This window comes from Methylocystis echinoides, from assembly GCF_040687965.1.
GTDB classification, from domain to species: Bacteria; Pseudomonadota; Alphaproteobacteria; order Rhizobiales; family Beijerinckiaceae; genus Methylocystis; species Methylocystis echinoides_A.
The window spans coordinates 1,553,170-1,572,815 of sequence record NZ_CP156084.1 but is presented as its reverse complement, the minus strand read 5'-3'; the positions used below and the strand labels follow the sequence as shown (position 1 = coordinate 1,572,815).

The following is a 19,646-nucleotide window of genomic DNA, read 5'->3' as shown; positions in this document are numbered from 1 at the left end:
GGACGTTCTGTATTACTCTGGCTGCTCGGCGTGCCGATCCCGATCATCATCCTTCTGGCCTTGTGGCGCTAGGCGCCGCGGACCTCGGATCGATCAAGAAGGCCCCGGAATCCGGGGCTTTTTTGCGGCGTTCCACATGCGGTCGCTTCGCCCGCATGGCGCCTTCGGGCGGGCGCCGCTAGACTACCCGGATGACGCAGAAAGCTTTGGATCAGACCCGCGCGGGCGAGGCCGTGCGCGCGACGCCGATGATCGCGCAATATATCGAAATCAAGGCCGCCAACAGCGATTGCCTGCTCTTCTACCGCATGGGCGATTTCTACGAACTGTTTTTCGAAGACGCCGAAGTCGCGGCGCGCGCCCTCGGCATCATGCTGACCAAGCGCGGCAAACATCTGGGCCAGGACATTCCGATGTGCGGCGTGCCCGTCGAGCGCGCCAATGATTATCTGCAAAAGCTCATCGCGCTCGGCCATCGCGTCGCCGTCTGCGAGCAGATCGAGGACCCGGCCGAAGCCAGGAAGCGCGGCGCCAAATCCGTTGTGCGTCGCGACGTCGTGCGCCTCGTCACGCCGGGCACCATCACGGAAGACGCGCTCCTCGATCCGGCGCGCGCGAATGCTTTCGCCGCGGTCGCGCGCGCGCGTCGCTCTGACGGCGGCTGGCGCTATGGCGTGGCCAGCCTCGATATTTCGACCGGCGCTTTCACGGTCTGCGACTGCGACGCCGCCGAGCTTGCTTCGGTCCTCGCGCGCCTCGAGCCGCGCGAGATCGTCGCCGCGGAAACGCTGTGCCGCGAGGAAGATGTGGCCGACGCCTTCGCCAATGTCGCCGCGCCGGCCGCGCCGCTCGGCCGCGACGCCGGCGATCCCGAGCGGCGATTGATCGATTTCTATGGCGTGTCGACGCTCGACGGCTTCGGCGCGTTGAGCGAGGCGGAACTCGCGGCGGCCGCGACAGCGATCCTTTATGTCGAACGCACGCAGAAGGGCGGCCGCCCGGCGCTTTCGCGACCCGTGAGTTTGCGCGACAGCGCCACGCTCGACATGGACGCGGCGACGCGCGCCAATCTCGAAGTGGCGCGCACGCTGTCCGGCGCCCGCGAGGGGGCGCTGCTGTCGGTCGTCGATCTGACGGCGACGTCGGCCGGCGCCCGGCTTCTCGCCGAACGCCTCGCCGCGCCCTCGACTGACCCGGCCCTGATCGGCGCAAGGCTCGACGCCGTCGCCTTCTTTCTCGACACGCCCGACATTCGCTTCGCGCTGCGCGGGCGGCTGGCGCGCGCGCCCGACCTTGCGCGCGCCGTCTCGCGCCTCTCTTTACAGCGCGCCGGCCCGCGCGATCTCGCGGCTGTCGGCGCCGCGCTCGTGACGGCGCGGGACATTGCGGCGCTCTTCGCTGACGCCGGGACGCCTGAGAAGATCGCGCGCGAAGCCGAGACCCTTGCGCAGGCGGACATTGCCCTCGCCTCGGAGATTATGGCGAGCCTCGCCGACAATCCGCCGCTCGACAGGCGCAACGGCGATTTCGTGCGTGCGGGGTATGACGCGGCGCTCGACGAGGCGCGCGCGCTGCGCGACGAAAGCCGCACGGTCATCGCCTCGCTGCAGGCGCGCTACGCCGAGGCGACGGGAACGCGGCTCAGGATCAAGCACAATAATTTCCTGGGCTTCTTTCTCGAACTGCCGGCGGCGCAGGGCGAGAAGCTCTTGCGTCCGCCCTTCGACGCGACCTTTACGCACCGCCAGACCATGGCCGACGCGATGCGCTTCTCGACTCGCGAGCTCGTCGAGCTGCAAAGCAAAATCGCTTCTGCCGCCGACCAGGCGCTTGCGCGCGAAATTGCGATCTTCGAACGGCTGGCCAGCGCGGTTCTCGCGCGCGCCGAGCCCTTGCAGACGCTGGCGCAGGCCTTTGCGCGGCTCGATCTCTTCAGCGCCCTCGCGGAGGTCGCCGAAAGGCGCAATTGGACGCGGCCGCATGTCGATCACTCGCTCGACTTCGCCATCGTCGGCGGGCGGCACCCCGTCGTCGAAGCGTCGCTCGAAGCGCAGGGCAAAGCCTTCGCGGCGAACGACTGCGATCTCTCCGGCGACAAGGCCGGGCGCATCGCCGTCGTCACCGGCCCGAACATGGCGGGTAAATCCACCTTTTTGCGGCAAAATGCGCTGATCGCGCTGCTCGCGCAGGCGGGCTCCTATGTGCCGGCGGCGCAAGCGCGCATCGGCGTCGTCGATCGTCTGTTTTCGCGCGTCGGCGCCTCGGACGATCTCGCCCGCGGCCGCTCGACCTTCATGGTCGAGATGGTGGAGACGGCCGCGATCCTGAATTGCGCGACGCCGCGCTCGCTCGTCATTCTCGACGAGATCGGGCGCGGCACGGCGACTTTCGACGGCCTCTCGATCGCCTGGGCGACGATCGAGCATCTGCACGACGTCAACCGCGCCCGGGCGATCTTCGCGACGCACTTCCATGAACTGACCCAGCTCGCCAAGCGCATGAAGCGGCTCGTCAATCTCACGATGAAAGTCACCGATCACGCCGGCGAGGTGGTGTTTCTGCACGAGGTCGTAGAAGGCGCGGCCGATCGCTCTTACGGCGTGCATGTGGCGCAGCTCGCGGGATTGCCGGCGAGCGTCGTGGCGCGCGCCCACGCCATCCTCGCGGAACTCGAAGCCGCCGACCGCCGCGCGCCGGTCGAGGCGCTGATCGACGACCTGCCGCTGTTCAAGCGCGTCGCGGAGACGTCGGCGTCCAAAGACACGCTGCGCGAGGCGCTTCTCCGAATCGACCCCGACCAGATGAGCCCGCGCGAGGCGCTCGCGGCGCTCTATGAGTTGAAGGCGAAGGCCTGACCTCCTGGGCGCCCGGAAAGTCGGCCTCCCGCAAGCTTCGGGTGTCAGCCTTGACGCGCGAAAGCAGGGGAAGGGCAGCTCCGTCCCTCTCCCCCGCCCTCCCCTGTCTCGGGGGAGGGATCGGGGCCGCACGGTTCAGCCCGCCGTGAATCGGGCGAACAGAAATTGCGTGTCGCCGTAGCGCCGCGCATCTTCCTGTTCCAGCCCCGCAGGCAGCGCGATCTCGGCGTCCGCGGCGTCCTCGATCACGGCGAGCGCGTCTTTCCTGAGCCAGCCGCCCTCCAGCAGCGCCGCGAGCGCCGGCGCCGCGAGGCCCTTGCCATAGGGCGGGTCGAGAAAGGCAAGGGAAAACGCCTCGCCCGGCGGCGCGAGACCGAGCTTCGTCGCGTCGCGGCGAAAGACGCGGGTGACGCCGCCCAACCCCAGCGTCTCGATATTGGCGCGCAGCAACGCGCGCGCCTCGGCTCCGTCGTCGACGAACAGCGCCCGAGCGGCGCCGCGCGACAGGGCCTCGAGCCCCAGCGCGCCCGTGCCGGCGAAGAGATCGACGACCGCCGCGCCGCTGACGGGATCGTCGAAGCGGTGCGCGAGAATGTCGAATACGGACTCGCGCAGCCGGTCCGAGGTCGGACGGATCGCCTGCGACTTCGGCCCCGCAAGCGCGCGCCCGCGCAGCGCGCCGCCGACGATACGCATGCGCTACGCCCCGCGCGGCTTGCGGGGTCCGCCGCCCGGACCCTTCCCCGGACCCTTGCGCGGTCCCTTGTTCAATCCCCTGGGCGCGCCGCCGGGACCACCCCGCCCCTTGGGCGGCCCTTTTGGCGACGCCGATCGGGGCGGGCCGCGACGGGAGCCTTCGGGCGTTCCGGCGTCGCGCGCACGGGGACGCGCGGCCCTTTCACCACCGCGATCCGCGTCGAAATTCCGTCCGCCGCCAGACCGCTCGAAGCGTTCTGGACGCTCGCCCGCGTCGCGGCCTTGCCGGGGCGGGCGCGGCGCGCGCCCCTCGGACGCGAAACCGCGCGTTCCCCTGCCCTCGGCCCCCTCCTGCCGGGGCCGACGCTCGAACCGACCACGCTCCTCGCCGCCCGGCGGCCGCGCGCGGGGGCGTGGGGCTCTTTCGCCGCCGCTACGGTTTGCATCGGAGCGGCCGACGCCGGTCCGCTCGAAGCGTTCAGGACGCTCGCCCGCGTCGCGGGCTTGCCGGGGCGGGCGCGGCGCGCGCCCCTCGGACGCGAAACCGCGCGTTCCCCTGCCCTCGGCCCCCTCCTGCCGCGGCCGCCGCTCAAACCGACCACGCTCCGCGCCGCTCGGCGGCCGCGCGCGGGCGTGACCGGGGGCGGCTTTCGCGTCGCCATGGGCGCGCCGCTCCGCGCCGCCGCGCGCGGGACGCTCGGCCCTTTCGCCTTCGAAACGGGGCGGGCGCCGCTTTTCGGTCTGGCCGCGTTCAGGCCGCGCCGCGCCTTCGTCGCGGGGACGGCGGAACGGCCGTTCGGCGGCTTCGGCCGCGTCGCGACGCGGGCGGCCGGCGCCGCGGAGCGCCTCGAATCGTCTGGCGTTGCGCGAGGCGGGCGCTTCTTCTTCCGTCGCCCGCTTCGTACGCGTCGGCGTCACCCGCTCGACCGCGACCGCGCGTCCCTTGCGGTCGGCGGTGGCGCCGCGCTCGATGCGCGCGCGCGGTCCTTTCTCGGCCAGTTCGTCGCGCTGCTTGCGCAGCACGGAGACATGTTTGCGCGCGCGTTTCTCGACGCGCTCGCGCTGTTCCTGCTGCTCGGCGGCGGTCGGCTCGCGCAAGGGCGACGCGAAATCGACGCCCGCGAGCGCCGCGAGGCTCTTGCCGAGCTGGTCGCGCAGGACTTTGAGCTTCACTTCCTCGACGGCGCCCTCGGCGAGCTCGCCGAGCTGGAACGGTCCGTAAGAAACGCGGATGAGGCGCGTGACGTCGAGCCCGAGATGCTCCATCACGCGTTTCACTTCGCGATTCTTGCCCTCCGTGAGCGCCATGGCGATCCAGGCGTTGGAGCCCTGTTCGCGCTCGAGCCGCGCCTCGATGGGCGCATAGGCGACGTCCTCGACCGTCACGCCCTTGCGCAAGTCGTCGAGCTGCGCCTGATCGGTCTCGCCATGAACGCGCACGCGGTAGCGCCGCGTCCAGCCGGTGGCGGGAAGCTCCAGCGTCCGCGCCAGGCCGCCGTCGTTCGTCAGCAGAAGCAGCCCTTCCGTATTGATGTCGAGTCGTCCGACGCTGACGAGGCGGGGCAGCTCAGGATGGCGCTCTTCCAGATAGGAAAAGACGGTGGGGCGGCCCTCGGGATCATGCGCCGTCGTCACATAGCCTTGCGGCTTGTGAAACAGAAACAGCCGCGTGCGCTCGCGCGCCTGCATCGGCGCGCCGTCGATCTCGATCTTGTCCGCCTCGGTCACATTGACGGCGGGCGAAGTCAGCACCCTTCCATTGACGGCGACGCGCCCCTGCTCAATCCAGTCCTCGGCGTCGCGTCGCGAGCAGACGCCCGCGCGCGCCATCGCCTTGGCGATGCGCTCGCCGGCGAAGCTGCTGGTCTTTTCGACCGGCGCCGGCGCGGGCTTCGCGCGCTTGGCCGCGCCAGGCTTCGCGTCCTTGCCTGTCTTGGGCGCCCCGGCTCTGGGCTTGCCGAAGGGCGCGCCGCCGGCTTTCCTGTCGGGGGCGTCGTTTGCGGAAGGGCGGCGTCGCATCGGGCGATCGCCGCCGGGCGCGCCGGAGCGCTTGTCGGATTTCTTGTCGGCCATGATCTTTGATAGCAGGCGGGTCGACGGCTTTGAAGCGCGCTGACGCAGGGATGATGAAAATGACGCGGGGCCCATGAAACGCATCGACCCTTTCGCTGTCGCTTTCGAAGCGGCGCGCGCCGCGGCGGCCGCCGAGGAGGTGCCGGTCGGAGCCGCGATCGTCCGCGCGGGCGACGTGCTCTCGGCCGCCGGCAATCGCACGCTGCGCGACCGTGACCCGACGGCGCATGCGGAAATGCTGGCGATTCGCGCGGCCTGCCGAATCATCGGCAGCGAACGTCTCGTCGACTGCGATCTTTATGTCACGCTCGAACCCTGCGCCATGTGCGCGGCGGCGATTTCCTTCGCGCGCGTCCGGCGGCTCTATTTTTCAGCGCAAGACCCCAAGGGCGGCGCGGTCGAGCATGGGCCGCGTTTCTTCTCGCAGACGACGTGCCATCATGCGCCGGAGGTCTATGGCGGCATTCGCGAGAGCGAATCGGCGCAGCTGCTGAGGGAATTCTTTGCTCAGAGACGGTAAGCGCGACCCCCGGCGGCGGCTACGCTCCCAATTTCGCGGCCGCCCGCGTGAGGCCCTCACGCAGCGTCTCGCGGCAGGCGTCGCCGGCGGAAAAAATGCGCTCCGCCTTGAAGAGATCGAGCGCGAGATATTGGTGCACGGCTGGCGCGACGAGCACGTCGGGCGGATTTTCCTCGATCATGCGGGCGCTGATCGAATTGGTGAGAATTTGCGTCGCCACCATCATGGTCTGGAAGGCCGTGGGCGTGCGAATTTCCGTTTCGGGGCCCGAATTGCCCGAGACGTTCACGGCGACGATGATGTCCGCCTTGCCGGCCAGATGGTCGTAAGGCAGCGGATTGACGAGGCCGCCGTCAACGAGATAGCCGACCTCGGTTTTCGTCGCGCGCACGACGCCTGGGACCGACATGGAGCCGGCGACGGCGGGACGCAGCGGCCCTTTTGAGAAGGCGACTTCGCAGCGACGGCGGAAATCGGTCGCAACCACCGTCAACGGAATTTCGAGATCCTCGAACCGCTCCGGCACGCCCTCGGGCCAGAAGGCGTCGAGAAACCTCTCGCCGTCGATAAGGAAGGGATGGCCGACGCCCTTGAACAGCCGCTTGCGCCCCCGCGCCCGCGCATAGAGCAGCCGGCGCGCGAGCTTGAGGCGGTTGCTGAGCATGGCCTCGGTGTGGTGGCGCAACTCTTCGCCGGAAAAGCCCGCCGCATAGGCCGCGCCGATGATGGCGCCGATCGAGGCGCCGGCGAGCGCGACGGGGCGGACGCCCAGTTCGTCGAGCGCCTGCAGCACGCTGATATGGGCGAGACCGCGCGCGCCGCCGCCGCCGAGCGCCACGGCGACCGTCCGGCGGCCGAGGGCGCCGCGCCGGGGCATCAGAGGAAGCGGTCCAGCGCGTCGCGCGTCGCCTCGGGCGCTTCTTCCATCAGATAGAGCCCGCTGTCGACGCTCTCGGTGACGACGCCGTCGCCCCAGTCGCGCCAGGCGTCGGCGAGCGATGGACCCCCTGCCGGGAAGCTCGTCTCGCCATAAAGGACGAGCGTGGGGACGTTGAGCTTCTTCCCCGCCGCCTTGTCGGCGAGCGTCAGCTCGCGATCAATCGTCGCGCCGGCGCGAAAATCCTCGCAAAAGGCGTGGATGCGCGACGGCTCGTTGAAGGCCGATCGATAATGCGCGAGCGCCGCCGCGCCGAAGACGTCGAGCGACTTCTCCTTCGTGGAGCTTTGCAGCGCGTCGTCGAGGAACCCTTGTGGATCGAGGCTGATCAATTCTTCGGGTCGGGGCGCGTCCATGGACAAGAGCTTGGCGCGGCCCATGCGCTGAAGATCGCCGGCGCCAAAAGCGTCGTCGACCGGCGCGATGTTGAGCAGCGCGAGTTTCGTCAGCCTGCCGGGGTGGTCGAGCGCCAAGCGAAAGCCGACACGCGCGCCCCGGTCGTGGCCGGCGAGCGCGAATTGCACATGGCCGAGCGCCGCCATGACCTTCACCACGTCGTCGGCCATTTCCCGCTTCGCATAGGCTTCGCCCTTCTCGCTGTCGGGCGCCGCCGACCAGCCATAGCCGCGCAGATCCATGACGACGACGGAAAAGCGGTCGACGAGGGCCGGCGCGATCCTGCGCCAGGCCACATGCGTCTCGCCGAAACCGTGCAGCAAGAGCAGGGCCGGCCCGGCGCCATGGGCGCGTGCGAAAATTTTTCCCGCCTGCGTGTCGATCCAATGCGCGGCGAAACCGGGGTAGAGATCGGGAAGCTCGGACATTCCTGTAAAGACCATGTTGACGCTGAGGGCCATGCGCCCCCGACAGCGATGTTATATAGTAACGCTTGCGCGCGTCGTCACGACATTTCTGTTCTCGCAGGGTCAAGCGACTTTGTCACGAAAGTGAAATTCTTACCTTGCTTGAAAAGCCTTTCGAAGCATTGGAGACTTGCTTCATGGAAAGCGAGAATGAATCGATGCTTCCAGGGGAGGAAAAAATGAGCAAGATCGTCGATGAGGTCATGGCGGCGAACCGCGCCTATGTTTCGAGCTTCGGCGCCAAGGGCGAACTCGCTTTACCGCCGGCGCGCGGCTTTGCGATTCTCACCTGCATGGATGCGCGTCTCGATCCCGCGAAATACGCCGGCCTCTCGGAAGGCGATGCGCATGTCATTCGCAACGCCGGCGGCCGCGCCTCGGACGACGCCATCCGTTCGCTCGTGATTTCGCACAAGCTGCTCGGCACCAAGGAGTGGTTCGTGATTCACCACACCAATTGCGGCATGGAGCTGTTCTGCGACGAGGTCATGGGCGATCTTCTCGAAGACAGCCTCGCGACGGCCTCGCTCGACATGTCGACGCTGAAATGGTCGAACCCGCAACATGGCGGCGGCTGCGCGGCGGGTCATTTCATCAAATGGCACACGATCAAGAATCAGGAAGACAGCGTCGCGCAGGATGTGGCGCGCATCCGCTCGCATCCGCTGACGCCGAAGAACGTCCCGATCTACGGCTATATTTACGACGTGAAGACGGGCCAGCTCATCCACGTGCCGAAGGCGACGGAGATCGGCAAGGCGGCGTGAGATGTCGTGACGGATTTCCTCGTCCTTCGAGACGCCGCCTTCGGCGGCTCCTCAGGATGAGGAAATCCTCCTGCTGGCTGTCTATAAATTTCAAACCCTCATCCTGAGGAGGCGCCGCAGGCGCCGTCTCGAAGGATGCGCCGCAGCGACCCTCGCCCTTCGAGACGTCTGATTACGCAGGCTCCTAAAGGGTGAGGGCGCATTTTCAAGATTTACGCCGACACTGCGCCGCCGCGCGCGCGCCAGCCGCCGGTGCCGGGCGCATAGTGGCGCACGTCCTTGCGGCCGGCCGCCATCGCCTGAGTCAACGCCTTGGCCGAGCGGCCGCCCGCCTGGCAGATGATGACGCACTGGCCCTGCGGCAGCTGTGAGGGATTGAACTGCGACAGCGGCAGATTGCGCGCGCCGGGCACATGGCCCGCCGCATATTCATGCGGCTCGCGCACGTCGACGATGGCGCAGGAGCCTTCCTTCACCACCCGCGCGAAGTCTTCATGCTCGATCGTCGGCAGCGACGCGCCGCCGCCCGTGAGTTTCGACATCAGACCTGAGAACATTGCTTCTTCCTTTCTTGGGCCTCAAGCGCTCTGCGCCGGGGCCGTCTTTTCGGCGTCGAACTGCGTGAAGGCGGCGAGCGCATGGCTCGCATACATCACGGAAGGTCCTGCGCCCATGTAGATCGCCATGCCGAGCGTCTCCATCACTTCCTCGCGGGTCGCGCCGCGTCCGGCGGCGGCTTTGGCGTGGAAGGCGATGCAATCGTCGCAGCGAATGGCGACGCTCACCGCAAGAGCGATCAATTCCTTTGTCTTGGCGTCGAGCGCGCCAGTGGCGCCGGCGGACGTCGCCATGGCGCTGAAGGCCTTCATCACCTCGGGCGCGCCGCTGCGCAGATTGCGCAGGTCGGCGGTCAGCGTCTTGGCGAGCTCGGGCCAATCATTTGTCATGCGAGCCTCCTTATGTCGGGCGCCGTCGGCGCCTCCGGACGTTCGTCGTCGCGCAGGACGACATAGATCGCAGGGATCACGAGCAGCGTCAGCGCGGTCGACGAAGCGAGGCCGAAGACGAGCGAAATGGCGAGGCCCTGGAAGATCGGATCGGTGAGAATGAACGCCGCGCCGATGATCGCCGCCGCCGCCGTGAGGAAGATCGGCTTGAAGCGCACCGCGCCGGCTTCAACGAGCGCCGCGCGCAAAGGCATGCCCTTCTCGCGCAGATGACGAATGAAGTCGACGAGCAGGATGGAGTTGCGCACGACGATGCCGGCCAGCGCGATGAAGCCGATCATCGAGGTCGCCGTGAAGGCGGCGTTGAACAGGAGATGCCCCAGGACAATGCCCGGCAAAGTCAGCGGCACCGGCGCGAGAATGACGAGCGGCAGCTTGAAAGAGCCGAATTGCGCGACGACCAGAAGATAGATGCCGAGCAAGGCCACCATGAAGGCCGCGCCCATGTCGCGGAAGGTGACATAGGTGACCTCCCACTCGCCGTCCCACAAAATCGTCGGCTGCGCGTCGTCGAGCGGCTGCCCGTGATATTTGATCGTCGGCGGACCATTGGGACCCCAGTCGACGTTCTTGATCGCGTCCTCGACCGCGAACATGCCATAGATCGGCGCCTCGAAGCGTCCGGCGACTTCGGCGCTGACCATTTCGGCAAAGCGGCCGTTGTGGCGGAAGATCGGATAGGAGCCCAATTCCCGCGTCGCCTTCACGACGTCGCCGAGTTCGACATTGGCGCCCTGGCGCACCGTTCCGCCGGCGGGCAGAGGCGTCGACAAAAGGCGCTCGCTCGGCGTCATATGCGCATGCGGCAGGGCGACGGTGACGTCGATCGGCTTCGCGCCGCCGCCTCTTTGCGAGAAGCCGATCTTCACGCCGCCGACGAGCGCTCCGATCGTGTCATAGACCGCGCGCTCCTCGACGCCGTGATATTCGAGCGCGTCCTGATCGATCGCGAAGCGCAGCCGTTCGGCGCGCTGGCCGAAGCTGTCGTCCGAGTCGACGACGAAATCTACGGCGTCGAACGCCTGGCGCAGCTTCGTCGCGAGATCGCGGCGCGTCTGCGCGTCCGGCCCATAGACCTCGGCGAGCAGCGTCGACAAGACCGGCGGGCCGGGCGGCACTTCCACGACCTTGATCGCCGTATGCGGCGGCAGGGGGAGGCCTTTGAGCTTTTCGCGGATGTCGAGCGCGATGGCGTGGCTCGCCCGCTTGCGCTCGTCCTTGGGCAGAAGATTGACCGCAAGCTCGCCCGTCTCCGGCGCCATGCGCATATAGTAATGGCGCACCAGCCCGTTGAAGTTGAAGGGCGCCGCCGTGCCGGCGTAGGATTGAATGGAGGTGAGCTCCGGAATATCCTTCAGGCGCTCGGCGGCCTCGGTGAGCACGCGGTCCGTTTCTTCGAGAGAGGCGCCGCGCGGCAGATCGACGACGACGGCGACCTCGGATTTATTGTCGAACGGCAGCAATTTCACGCGCACGGTCTTGGTGGCGAAAAGCGCCATGCTGAGCAACGTTGCGACGCCCACCGCCGTCAAGAAACGCTGCGAGCGGCTGCGGCCCTGCAGCAAGGGCTTTGCGACGCGGGCATAAAAGTCCCCCATCGCGCCGCGCTCATGAGCGTGATCGTGACCCGAGCCGCCTTCCTGCGCGAAGCGTTTGCCGGCGATCTTGAGGAGAAGCCAGGGGGTGATGGTCATGGCGACGAAGAAGGAGAACACCATGGCCAGCGAGGCGTTGGCCGGTATGGGGCTCATATAGGGCCCCATCAGCCCCGAGACGAACATCATCGGCAGGAGCGCCGCAATGATCGTCATGGTGGCGACGATGGTCGGGTTGCCGACTTCCGCCACGGCCTCGACCGCCGTGTCGATCAGGCCGCGATCGCCGCGCATCTGCCAATGGCGCACGATGTTCTCGACGACGACGATGGCGTCGTCGACGAGAATGCCGATCGAGAAAATAAGCGCGAACAGGCTGACCCGGTTGATCGTGTAGCCCATCAGCCAGGAGGCGAAGAGCGTGAGCAGGATCGTCGTCGGGATGATCACGAAGACGACGACGCCCTCGCGCCAGCCAACCATCACGACAATGAGGAGTACGATGGAAACGGTCGCGAGCGCCAGATGGAAGAGCAGCTCATTGGCTTTCTCGGTAGCCGTCTCCCCGTAATTGCGCGTAACCGTGATCTCGAGGTCTTCCGGCACAATGCGGCCACGCACCGATTCAAGCCGCTTCAGAACCTCCTCGGCGACGATCACCGCATTGGCGCCCTTGCGCTTGGCGATGGCGATGTTGACGGCGGGACGCTTCGCGAGCGCCCCGTCCTTCTCTTTGGTCATCGTCCAGCTGCGCTTGTCGGGTTCGGCCGCGCCGACGACGACGTCGGCGACGTCCTTTACATAGACCGGGCGGCCGTCACGCGTCGTCAGCAGCAACAGGCCGATGTCCGGGACGCCCTGCAAGGTCTGGCCGGCGACGACCGGCACCGAGCGATTGCCCTCGCGAAAGGCCCCGACCTGAAACGAACGGTTGGCGTTCGTCAACTTGTCGATGAGCTGATTGAGGGTCACGCCATATTGAGACAGGCGCTCCGGGTCGGGCTCGACGCGGATCTGGTTGGGGCTGCCGCCGACAATATAGCTCGTGCCGACGTTCTCGACCTTGGTGAGATCGTGCTGGAGCTCCTCGGCGACCTGATAGAGTCCATTGTCGGTCCAACCCTTCGCCTTGTCCGGCTTGGCGGAGAGCGTGAGGACGACGATCGCTACATCGTCGATGCCGCGCCCGACAATCAAGGGCTCGGGAATCCCCTTGGGCAGGCCGCCGATATTGGCGCGGATCTTGTCGTGCACGCGCAGCACGGCGTTGTCCTGCGGCGTGCCGACGAAGAAGCGCGCCGTCACCATCACGCTGTCGTCGCGCGTCTGCGAATAGACATGCTCGACGCCATTGACGCCCTTGATGATGTCTTCGAGCGGCCGCGTGATGAGCTCGATCGCGTCTTCGGCTTTATAGCCGTTGGCCTGAACGATGATGTCGACCATCGGCACGGAGATTTGCGGCTCCTCTTCGCGCGGCAGCGCCTGAAGCGCGATGAGCCCGACGAGAATGGAGGCGAGCAGAAGAAGCGGCGTCAGCGGCGAATTGATGAAGGTTCGCGTGAGCGTTCCGGATATGCCCGGATGAAACTCGGTCTTTTCGGCGCTCATGGCGTCTGCACCGCATCGCCGTCGTGCAGGCCCGACAGAATCTCGATTGCCTCGCCATGGACGTCCCCGGTCTGGACGACCACCTCGGCGTCATTGGCGAGCTTCACAAAATCGACGCCGGCGCGCCGATAGACGGCGGATTTCGGGGCCAATATCGCGTTGCGCTTGCCCGTCGTCACATAGACGCGCGCCCGTTCGCCGACGAAATAATTATCGAGCCCCTTCACGTCGACGTCGGCGATCACGCGGCCGCCCTGAATCTCGGGATAGACGATGCGCACGCGCCCTTCCTTGCGGGCGCCCGCGCCCGTATTGACGCCGCGTTCCCCGATCTCGACGCGGTCGCCCGCGCGCATGAAGCGCGCATGGCGCTCGGGGAGCTGGAGCCGCAGGATGTAATTATCCTCGGCGAGCGTCGCGATCGTCTCGCCGGGCATCACCACGCGCCCGACGGAGACGGGAATGGTCAGAATGCGGCCCGGCCCCGGCGACTTCACGGATCCTTCCGCCGCCTGCTGCTCGATGACGCTCTTGTCGGACTGCAGCGCCGAGAGATTGCGCTCGGCGACGTCGAGCGCGGTCTTCGCCTGGTCGAACATCACCTTGGTCGAGACGCCGCGGCGCAGCAGTTCCTGCGCGCGCTCGAAGTCGGTTTTCGCCTTGTCGCGTTGCGCCTGCTGGGCGCGAATGCGCTGGTCGAGCGATTGCATTTGCAAAAAGAGCTTCTGGTCGGCGACGACGGCGACCTCGGCGCCCGCGGCGACCGTGTCGCCCTCCTTGATTTTGAGCGACGTGACCGTGCCGCCGATGCGCGCGCGCGCCACGAGTTGATGAGCGGGCTCGACCGAGGCGACCACCGCCTTCATGTCGTCGAGGGGCGCGACATGCACGGTCGTTTCGCCCGCGGTCGCGCGGGAAGCGCCCGCCAGGGCGGCGAGGATCAAGAGCAGACGGAAGTCCATAAAAACTCCAGGGCCGGGCAGCTTCGCCTTACTTGCGATGGTCGTCGTCGTCGTCGAGTTCGAGCCACATGGCGTTCAAAATGCCGAAGGCGCAGGCGAGGCCGAGGCCGAGAATCCAGGAAAAATACCACATGAGGCGTCGCCCCCCTTTTGGTCAGTAATAGTGGTCGTCGCCCTTTTCGATCGCCGCCTCCGTCACCGGGCCGCGCAACACGTAATAGACCCAGGAGGTGTAGGCGAGGACGATGGGCAGGAAGACGATCACGGCGACGAGCATGAGGCCGAGGGTTCTCTCGCTCGAGGAGGCGTCCCAGACCGTCAGGCTCTGCCCCGGATGCGAGGAAGAGGGCAACAGGAAGGGAAACATGCTGAATCCCGCCGTCGTCACCACGCCCGCCGTCGCGACGCTGGACGCCAAAAGCGCGCCGCGGTTCACGCCCGCGGCGAGCAGCACTGCGGCGACGAGCGCGCCGATCAATCCGGCCGCGGGCGCGAGCGCGGTGAGCGGAAAGCGGGCGTAGTTCAGGAGCCAGTCGCCCGTTCCGCGCATCACCTCCTTGCCGAACGGATTGGAGGGGCCGGCGGGGTCGACTGGCGACTCGATGCGGTAGCCCTCGACGCCCACCGCGATCCACAGGCCCGCCGCGAGAAACATCGCCACGAGGGCCAGCGCCGAGAGCGCGCCGATCCGTCGCGCGCGCGCGGCGAGCGCGCCTTGGCTTTTTCCGGCGAGCCAGGCCGCGCCCTGCATCGCGATCATCACGACGCTGATCACGCCGCACAGCAGCGGGAAGGGACGCAGAAGGCCCAGGAGCGAGCCTTCAAAGATGAAGCGCAAGGACGCGTCGAAATGGAACGGCGCGCCGAGGAGAAGATTGCCGAAGGCGACGCCGAAGAGAAGCGACGGCAGAAAGCCGGAGACGAAGAACAGCCAGTCCCAGACCTTCCGCCAGAGGAGGCCGTCGCGCTTGCCGCGAAACACGATGGCGACCGGCCGCAGGATGAAGCCGAGGAGCACCAGCAGCATCGCGAGATAAAAGCCCGAGAAGGAGGCGGCGTAGAGCGGCGGCCAGGCGGCGAAGGCGGCGCCGCCGCCGAGGATGAACCAGACCTGATTGCCTTCCCACACCGGCCCGATGGCGTTGATCGAGACGCGCCGCTCGACATCCGTCTTCGCCACGAAGGGATGCAGCATGGCGACGCCGAGATCGAAGCCGTCCATGACCGCGAAGCCGACGAGCAGCAGTCCCAGGATCCCCCACCAGATCAGGCGCAGCGTCATATAATCGAACATCGCCGCTCTCCTTTTAGCGTGAGGCGTCGTAGGCAGGCTGCGCCTCGGGCAGCGCGCCGGCCTCGAGCTCGGGCTCATGCGGCCCTTGCGGCCCCTTGCGCACATATTTGATCAGCAGCCCGACGTCGACGACGGCGAGCGCCGTATAGAAGACGACGAAGGCCAGGAGGCTCGCCGCGACATTGGCCGCCGGCACGCTGGAGACGCCGAGAAAGGTCGGCATCACGCCGTCGATGATCCACGGCTGGCGGCCATATTCGGCGACGATCCAGCCGAGCTCCGCCGCGATCCAGGGCAGCGGCAGGCTCAACATGCAGAGGCGCAGGAACCACGGCCGGCCGCAGCGGCGCCGGCTCGACAGGTAAAAGGCGACGGCGAAGAGCGCGATGAAATAGAAGCCGAGCGCCACCATGATGCGGAAGCTCCAGAACAGCACCGGCACGTCGGGAATGGTGGAAAGCGCGGCCTCATGGATTTCCTGGGGCGTCGCATTCTCGATGTCGGGACGGATGCGCTTCAGGAGCAGCGCATAGCCGGCGTCGCGCATCGAGCCTTCCAATTCGTCCGGCAGGCGGGCGTTCGGGCGGCCGCCCTGCTCGGTCAGCCAGTGATAAGCCGGCAGGCCATTGCGGATGCGCGCTTCGTTGCGCAGCACGAGCGGCTTGATGCCCTCGACCGGCTTGTCGAAGGAGCGCGTGGCGATGAGGCCGAGGACGTAAGGGATCGTGACCTCATATTTGGTCGTCTCGCTCTTGAGATCGGGAAGCCCGAAGAGCGTGAAGGAAGCCGGCGCGGGCTCGGTCTCCCACATCGCTTCGATGGCGGCGATCTTCATCTTCTGGCTTTCGCCGGCCGTATAGCCGCTCTCATCGCCGAGCACGACGACAGAGAGCGCAGAGGCGAGGCCAAAGCTTGCCGCCACGGTGAGCGAGCGCCGGGCGATCTGCACGTGTCGTTGGCGAAGAATGTAATAGGCGCCAATCGACATCATGAAGACGGCCCCCGTCACATAGCCGGCGCTGACCGTGTGAACGAATTTGGACTGGGCGACGGGATTGAACATCACCTCCGTGAAGGAGGAGAGCTCCATGCGCATGGTCTGCGGATTGAATTTCGCCCCGACGGGATTGCTCATCCAGGCGTTGGCGATGAGAATCCACAGCGCCGAGAAATTGGAGCCGAGCGCCACGCACCAGGTGACGATCAGATGCTGCACCTTGGTGAGGCGGTTCCAGCCGAAGAAGAACAAGCCGACGAAGGTCGCCTCGAGGAAGAAGGCCATGAGGCCTTCGATCGCGAGCGGCGCGCCGAAGATGTCGCCGACATAATGGGAATAATAGGCCCAGTTGGTGCCAAACTGGAATTCCATCGTCACGCCGGTGGCGACGCCCATCACGAAATTGATGCCGAACAGCGTGCCCCAGAACTTCACCGCGTCGCGCCAGACCTCGCGGCCGGTCATCACATAGACGCTCTCCATAATGGCGATGAGCAGCGAGAGCCCGAGCGTCAACGGCACGAAGAGAAAGTGATAGAGCGCCGTCAGCGCGAATTGCAGGCGGGAGAGCGTGACGACGTCGAGATGTTCGAGCATTTTATGTCGCTTTCAAGCGTTAGCGCGGCGGCGGCCCCCCGGCGAGGGCCGCCGCCATATCCGCCGGCGTGACGTGGACGCGCTGCGCCGGGCTGAAGAACCAGAACCACAGCAAGAAGATTGCCGCGACCTTGAAGACGATCGCCAGAGTGAGTTCCCGCCTCAGCGTTCTTCGCGCCATGCCTCGACCGTCCCCGCCCGCTCGCCCCTAGAGCGCGTTTCGCAGCCGCTCGATGCCGAGAAGCTTCATGATGTAGCGCTCATAAACAGGCTCGCTCTGGCCCTTGCGCACCTTGCGCAGGAAGTATTTCTCGTAAGCGATTTTTGCGAGATGCACCCAGCGTCCCTCGCTCGACCAGTTGACGTTGCGCGGCGGGATCTGCGGCTGCGCGACGAAGGCGACGCCGCGATCGCCGAAATCGGCGAGGCAAACCGCGTTCCAGGTGCCCTCCTCCTTGGCCTCCTTGCCGTTGAGGAGCGCCGCAATGTTGTGGGCGGTCGCCGTCACCATGGATTCGATCATGTAGCCCGTCTTCGGCATGCCGGTCGCGACCGGGGTGGGCTCGGCCGGCGGGATCGCGACGCAGACGCCGACGCCGAACACATTCGGGAAGGTCGGGTTGCGCTGATTCTTGTCGATGATGACGAAGCCGCGGGGATTGACCAGGCCCTCGACTCCCATCAGCGCGTCGATGCCCGTGAAGGCCGGCATCATCATCGCGAATTTGAAGGGCAGCTCATGCGCCTTCTTCACGGAGCCGTCGTCGTTGAGCTCGTCGCATTTCAACAGGCCGGGCTCGACCGACGTGGTCTTGGCGTTGGTGATCCATTTGATGTCGCGGTCGCGGAAGGCCGATTCGAGCATGCCTTTGGTGTCGCCAACGCCGCCGAGGCCGAGATGGCCGATATAGGGCTCGGCGGTGACGAAGGTCATCGGCACCTTGTGGCGTATGCCGCGGCGGCGCAGGTCCGTCGAGACGATCATGGCGTATTCATACGCCGGGCCGAAGCAGGACACCGCCGGCGCGGCCCCGATGACGATCGGGCCGGGGTCCTTGCAGAAGTCGTCCCAGGCCTTAGAGGCGATTTCGGCGTGCTGCAACGTGCAGATCGAATGGGTGTGGCCGCCATGGGGCCCGAGCCCCGGGATCTCGCCAAAAGCCAGCTTCGGCCCCGTCGCGATGACGAGATAGTCGTAAGCGAGGCTTTCCCCATTGTTGAGTTCAATGCGGTTTTCGGTCGGGTGCACGCGCTTCGCGCCGACGTCGGTAAAGCCGATGTTCTTCTTGCGGAAGACCGGCGCCAGCGCAACCTTCAGTTCATCGGGCTTGCGCCAGTTGACGGCAAGCCAGGGATTGGACGGCGTGAACTGGAAGTTCGGCAGATCGGAGACGACGGTCACGCGATGTTCTTTTTTCACGCCGTCGCGCACCTCGATCGCCGCCGCGACGCCGCCGATCCCGGCGCCGAGAATCACAATATGAGCCATGCAGATTTCCTCCCGGAAACGCGCGGGCCGGCCGCGGCGCTTCTTATATATTCGAATTATCTAAATTAGAAGATTCTAACAGCGACTTAGTCACGCTCGGCGTCGCATAGCGCGCGTAAAGCCTTGGGATCAGTGATTTCTGCGCCGCCCCGCGACAATTTGACCCATCCCGAGCGCTCGAAGATCTTGAGCGTGCGTCCCACCACCTCGCGCGCGGTGCCGAGGTCGGCGGCGAGCGCCTGCTGGGTGACGTTGATGCGGTTGTCGGCGCCTTTGAGCGCAAGCAGGCGCTCGGCCAGCCGCACGTTGATTCGCGTGCAGACGATTTCCTCGATGCGCGACATCAGCGTGGCGATGCGCTTGGAGTAGCCGTCGAAGACGAGCGCGCGAAACGACGCTGAAGCGTTCATCAGCGCGGCGAAGCGCTCGGCAGGCAAGATGTAGGCGAGGACGTCGGTCTCGGCGACGCCTTCGGCCGAATAGGCGTCGTCGGAAAGCAGAGACGCCGTGGTGAGAATGCAGGTCTCGTTGTTGGCGACGCGATAGAGCACGATTTCACGACCCGACTCGGTCACGCGCTGCACGCGCACCGTGCCGGCGACGATCAAAGGGAAGTGCGCGCAAGGGTCGCCGGGGCGAAACAGCACGGCGCCGCGGGGGATCTGCTTGCGGACGGCGCCGTCGCGCAATTGTCCGCGCGTCGACTCGTCGAGCCCGCGCAGCAGCGGAACGTCTGCGGTCCAGTCCGACGCCATGGAGCCCCGTCAGAACGCTGCGCCCGGCCGGACGCCGAAGCGCTTGAGGATCATGGCCAAGGGACAAAACCCTGTAAAGGCCGCCTGAAACAGATTCAGGCCGACGAAGCCCGTGAGCAGCAGCCACCAGGGCGAAACGAAATGCGCCAGCGTCACGCTGACGAGCACGACTGCGCCCGCGAAAGCCATGACAATTCGGTCAATGCTCATGCCGCCACCCCATTCTTAGGCTTTGCCCCCGTCGCGCGCGTCTTCTTTGCGGGCGGCGGCTCGCCGCATTCGCCCGCGCAGAAGAGCTCGTAGAGCAGGCCGATGACCCGAGACACATTCTCATTGGCGAGAGAATAATAGATCGTCTGCGATTCGCGGCGGGTCTTGACGAGCCTGTCTTCGCGCAGCCGCGCAAGATGCTGGGAGAGCGAGGACTGGCTCAGTCCAACCGCCTCCTGCAACCGCGTCACCGAATATTCGCCCTTGTGCAACTCGCACAGCACCATGAGGCGGTGCCGGTTGGCGAGCGCCTTGAGGAAGCTCTCCGCCTCGGCGGCCTTCGGCGCGAGTTCGGCCAGACGTATATTCATAGCGACTAAATTATGTTTTGCGAATATAGAAGTCAAGCAGCTCCCCG

General features: G+C 66.5%; 19 protein-coding genes. 3 read left to right on the top strand and 16 right to left on the bottom strand.

Annotation, left to right across the window (positions count from 1 at the left end; all coding sequences use genetic code 11):
- Positions 1 to 191 precede the first annotated feature (191 nt).
- Entirely contained in the window at positions 192 to 2,855 is a 2,664-nt protein-coding gene (gene mutS, locus RVU70_RS07635) for a DNA mismatch repair protein MutS (protein WP_363350594.1), read from the top strand.
- A gap of 135 nt (positions 2,856 to 2,990) precedes the next feature.
- Here mutS and rsmD read toward each other — a convergent pair whose 3' ends face one another.
- Both rsmD and RVU70_RS07625 read right to left on the bottom strand, forming a co-directional pair.
- Entirely contained in the window at positions 2,991 to 3,551 is a 561-nt protein-coding gene (rsmD, locus tag RVU70_RS07630) for a 16S rRNA (guanine(966)-N(2))-methyltransferase RsmD (protein ID WP_363350592.1), read from the bottom strand.
- 3 nt (positions 3,552 to 3,554) lie between these two features.
- Positions 3,555 to 5,624 (bottom strand): pseudouridine synthase, encoded by a 2,070-nt coding sequence (locus tag RVU70_RS07625; RefSeq protein WP_363350590.1) that lies wholly within the window; start codon positions 5,622 to 5,624, stop codon positions 3,555 to 3,557.
- Between the two features lie 73 nt (positions 5,625 to 5,697).
- Here RVU70_RS07625 and RVU70_RS07620 point away from each other — a divergent pair, with 73 nt between their 5' ends.
- The gene (locus RVU70_RS07620; RefSeq protein ID WP_363350588.1) at positions 5,698 to 6,144 is read left to right on the top strand and encodes a nucleoside deaminase; all 447 of its coding nucleotides are present in this window, start codon (positions 5,698 to 5,700) and stop codon (positions 6,142 to 6,144) included.
- A gap of 19 nt (positions 6,145 to 6,163) precedes the next feature.
- Here RVU70_RS07620 and RVU70_RS07615 read toward each other — a convergent pair whose 3' ends face one another.
- Both RVU70_RS07615 and RVU70_RS07610 read right to left on the bottom strand, forming a co-directional pair.
- Positions 6,164 to 7,021: a patatin-like phospholipase family protein gene (locus tag RVU70_RS07615; RefSeq protein ID WP_363350586.1), complete on the bottom strand. Its 858-nt coding sequence runs from the start codon at positions 7,019 to 7,021 to the stop codon at positions 6,164 to 6,166.
- Complete coding sequence (locus RVU70_RS07610) at positions 7,021 to 7,905, bottom strand: alpha/beta hydrolase (protein WP_363351261.1); 885 nt, start codon at positions 7,903 to 7,905, stop codon at positions 7,021 to 7,023. The genes RVU70_RS07615 and RVU70_RS07610 overlap by 1 nt, the downstream gene beginning before the upstream one ends.
- A 218-nt stretch (positions 7,906 to 8,123) precedes the next feature.
- Between RVU70_RS07610 and RVU70_RS07605 the strand changes: the two genes are divergently transcribed.
- A complete protein-coding gene (locus tag RVU70_RS07605; RefSeq protein WP_363350584.1) occupies positions 8,124 to 8,711 on the top strand; it encodes a carbonic anhydrase in 588 nt (195 codons plus the stop codon).
- Positions 8,712 to 8,923: 212 nt separating this feature from the next.
- On the opposite strand, the gene RVU70_RS07600 is transcribed toward RVU70_RS07605, so the two are convergent.
- The 12 genes from RVU70_RS07600 to RVU70_RS07545 all read right to left on the bottom strand — a co-directional run bounded on the left by RVU70_RS07600 (position 8,924) and on the right by RVU70_RS07545 (position 19,599).
- Positions 8,924 to 9,268, bottom strand: coding sequence for a rhodanese-like domain-containing protein (locus tag RVU70_RS07600; protein WP_363350582.1), 345 nt, complete (start codon positions 9,266 to 9,268; stop codon positions 8,924 to 8,926).
- Positions 9,269 to 9,289: 21 nt separating this feature from the next.
- Positions 9,290 to 9,658 carry a carboxymuconolactone decarboxylase family protein gene (locus RVU70_RS07595; RefSeq protein WP_363350580.1) on the bottom strand — a complete coding sequence of 123 codons (369 nt, stop codon included), beginning with the start codon at positions 9,656 to 9,658 and terminating at the stop codon, positions 9,290 to 9,292.
- Positions 9,655 to 12,924: an efflux RND transporter permease subunit gene (locus RVU70_RS07590; RefSeq protein WP_363350578.1), complete on the bottom strand. Its 3,270-nt coding sequence runs from the start codon at positions 12,922 to 12,924 to the stop codon at positions 9,655 to 9,657. The genes RVU70_RS07595 and RVU70_RS07590 overlap by 4 nt, the downstream gene beginning before the upstream one ends.
- A complete protein-coding gene (locus RVU70_RS07585; protein ID WP_363350576.1) occupies positions 12,921 to 13,886 on the bottom strand; it encodes an efflux RND transporter periplasmic adaptor subunit in 966 nt (321 codons plus the stop codon). Before RVU70_RS07585 ends, RVU70_RS07590 begins: the two co-directional genes overlap by 4 nt.
- 28 nt (positions 13,887 to 13,914) lie before the next feature.
- Complete coding sequence (gene cydX / locus RVU70_RS07580) at positions 13,915 to 14,019, bottom strand: cytochrome bd-I oxidase subunit CydX (protein ID WP_363350574.1); 105 nt, start codon at positions 14,017 to 14,019, stop codon at positions 13,915 to 13,917.
- A gap of 21 nt (positions 14,020 to 14,040) precedes the next feature.
- Positions 14,041 to 15,180 carry a cytochrome d ubiquinol oxidase subunit II gene (gene cydB / locus RVU70_RS07575; protein ID WP_363350572.1) on the bottom strand — a complete coding sequence of 380 codons (1,140 nt, stop codon included), beginning with the start codon at positions 15,178 to 15,180 and terminating at the stop codon, positions 14,041 to 14,043.
- 13 nt (positions 15,181 to 15,193) lie between these two features.
- Positions 15,194 to 16,774, bottom strand: coding sequence for a cytochrome ubiquinol oxidase subunit I (locus RVU70_RS07570; protein ID WP_363350570.1), 1,581 nt, complete (start codon positions 16,772 to 16,774; stop codon positions 15,194 to 15,196).
- Positions 16,775 to 16,793: 19 nt separating this feature from the next.
- Positions 16,794 to 16,955 (bottom strand): cytochrome oxidase putative small subunit CydP, encoded by a 162-nt coding sequence (gene cydP / locus RVU70_RS07565; RefSeq protein WP_363350568.1) that lies wholly within the window; start codon positions 16,953 to 16,955, stop codon positions 16,794 to 16,796.
- A 27-nt stretch (positions 16,956 to 16,982) separates the two neighbouring features.
- A complete protein-coding gene (locus RVU70_RS07560; protein ID WP_363350566.1) occupies positions 16,983 to 18,263 on the bottom strand; it encodes an FAD-dependent oxidoreductase in 1,281 nt (426 codons plus the stop codon).
- An 86-nt stretch (positions 18,264 to 18,349) separates the two neighbouring features.
- The gene (locus RVU70_RS07555; RefSeq protein WP_363350564.1) at positions 18,350 to 19,018 is read right to left on the bottom strand and encodes a Crp/Fnr family transcriptional regulator; all 669 of its coding nucleotides are present in this window, start codon (positions 19,016 to 19,018) and stop codon (positions 18,350 to 18,352) included.
- A gap of 9 nt (positions 19,019 to 19,027) precedes the next feature.
- The gene (locus tag RVU70_RS07550; protein ID WP_363350562.1) at positions 19,028 to 19,228 is read right to left on the bottom strand and encodes a DUF2892 domain-containing protein; all 201 of its coding nucleotides are present in this window, start codon (positions 19,226 to 19,228) and stop codon (positions 19,028 to 19,030) included.
- Entirely contained in the window at positions 19,225 to 19,599 is a 375-nt protein-coding gene (locus RVU70_RS07545; RefSeq protein WP_363350559.1) for a metalloregulator ArsR/SmtB family transcription factor, read from the bottom strand. The genes RVU70_RS07550 and RVU70_RS07545 overlap by 4 nt, the downstream gene beginning before the upstream one ends.
- Positions 19,600 to 19,646: the final 47 nt, after the last annotated feature.

Bases quoted from the DNA above. Each gene is read 5' to 3' on its own strand.
- mutS (WP_363350594.1), top strand. From the start codon at position 192: ATGACGCAGAAAGCTTTGGATCAGACCCGCGCGGGCGAGGCCGTGCGC.
- rsmD (WP_363350592.1), bottom strand. From the start codon at position 3,551: ATGCGTATCGTCGGCGGCGCGCTGCGCGGGCGCGCGCTTGCGGGGCCG.
- RVU70_RS07625 (WP_363350590.1), bottom strand. From the start codon at position 5,624: ATGGCCGACAAGAAATCCGACAAGCGCTCCGGCGCGCCCGGCGGCGAT.
- RVU70_RS07620 (WP_363350588.1), top strand. From the start codon at position 5,698: ATGAAACGCATCGACCCTTTCGCTGTCGCTTTCGAAGCGGCGCGCGCC.
- RVU70_RS07615 (WP_363350586.1), bottom strand. From the start codon at position 7,021: ATGCCCCGGCGCGGCGCCCTCGGCCGCCGGACGGTCGCCGTGGCGCTC.
- RVU70_RS07610 (WP_363351261.1), bottom strand. From the start codon at position 7,905: ATGTCCGAGCTTCCCGATCTCTACCCCGGTTTCGCCGCGCATTGGATC.
- RVU70_RS07605 (WP_363350584.1), top strand. From the start codon at position 8,124: ATGAGCAAGATCGTCGATGAGGTCATGGCGGCGAACCGCGCCTATGTT.
- RVU70_RS07600 (WP_363350582.1), bottom strand. From the start codon at position 9,268: ATGTTCTCAGGTCTGATGTCGAAACTCACGGGCGGCGGCGCGTCGCTG.
- RVU70_RS07595 (WP_363350580.1), bottom strand. From the start codon at position 9,658: ATGACAAATGATTGGCCCGAGCTCGCCAAGACGCTGACCGCCGACCTG.
- RVU70_RS07590 (WP_363350578.1), bottom strand. From the start codon at position 12,924: ATGAGCGCCGAAAAGACCGAGTTTCATCCGGGCATATCCGGAACGCTC.
- RVU70_RS07585 (WP_363350576.1), bottom strand. From the start codon at position 13,886: ATGGACTTCCGTCTGCTCTTGATCCTCGCCGCCCTGGCGGGCGCTTCC.
- cydX (WP_363350574.1), bottom strand. From the start codon at position 14,019: ATGTGGTATTTTTCCTGGATTCTCGGCCTCGGCCTCGCCTGCGCCTTC.
- cydB (WP_363350572.1), bottom strand. From the start codon at position 15,180: ATGTTCGATTATATGACGCTGCGCCTGATCTGGTGGGGGATCCTGGGA.
- RVU70_RS07570 (WP_363350570.1), bottom strand. From the start codon at position 16,774: ATGCTCGAACATCTCGACGTCGTCACGCTCTCCCGCCTGCAATTCGCG.
- cydP (WP_363350568.1), bottom strand. From the start codon at position 16,955: ATGGCGCGAAGAACGCTGAGGCGGGAACTCACTCTGGCGATCGTCTTC.
- RVU70_RS07560 (WP_363350566.1), bottom strand. From the start codon at position 18,263: ATGGCTCATATTGTGATTCTCGGCGCCGGGATCGGCGGCGTCGCGGCG.
- RVU70_RS07555 (WP_363350564.1), bottom strand. From the start codon at position 19,018: ATGGCGTCGGACTGGACCGCAGACGTTCCGCTGCTGCGCGGGCTCGAC.
- RVU70_RS07550 (WP_363350562.1), bottom strand. From the start codon at position 19,228: ATGAGCATTGACCGAATTGTCATGGCTTTCGCGGGCGCAGTCGTGCTC.
- RVU70_RS07545 (WP_363350559.1), bottom strand. From the start codon at position 19,599: ATGAATATACGTCTGGCCGAACTCGCGCCGAAGGCCGCCGAGGCGGAG.